The sequence below is a fragment of the Acinetobacter legionensis genome, from assembly GCF_048551735.1.
GTDB lineage: Bacteria > Pseudomonadota > Gammaproteobacteria > Pseudomonadales > Moraxellaceae > Acinetobacter.
The window spans coordinates 1-465 of record NZ_JBIMBV010000100.1 but is presented as its reverse complement, the minus strand read 5'-3'; the positions used below and the strand labels follow the sequence as shown (position 1 = coordinate 465).

The 465-nt window shown below is 34.0% G+C and carries 1 pseudogene; it reads left to right on the top strand.

Annotation, left to right across the window (positions count from 1 at the left end):
* A pseudogene (locus ACG9ZL_RS21195) lies at positions 1 to 410 on the top strand (replication initiation factor domain-containing protein); the annotation flags it as partial.
* Between the last annotated feature and the right edge of the window lie 55 nt (positions 411 to 465).

Sequence of the window (465 nt, the reverse complement as noted above, 5' to 3'; positions counted from 1 at the left end):
ATGTCCTTTTGTCTCCATCTACCTATTTTAAAGGTGCTTATCCAGCGCTCGAAGCATTGTGTAATCAATTGCATGATTTTACTGCACCTGAAAAATGCCAACTTGTTGAGAAACAAGCAACTATTAACTTTGATAAAGCGATTGATGTATTAAAAATACAATTCGGTAAATACATTCGTCAATTTAGAAAAATCTTATCTGACGATGTTCTTTTGAACATGATTTCATCTGATAAAGATGAAGTACCTAAACGTCTCCAATTTACACATGCATCCGTAATGCAGTCATTACGTCTTTCAAGTCTAAATCGTCGTATTTTCAACATAAATGTAGATGACGAATCACCACTATTCGTTGGTGTTCCTCTACTTAATCAAACTGCTTATAAGGAATTTATCCATGCTATTTAAATCAACAATTACTGTATTTGGTGCTAAATCTTCGAAAGGGGCTTTCGAGGGTAAA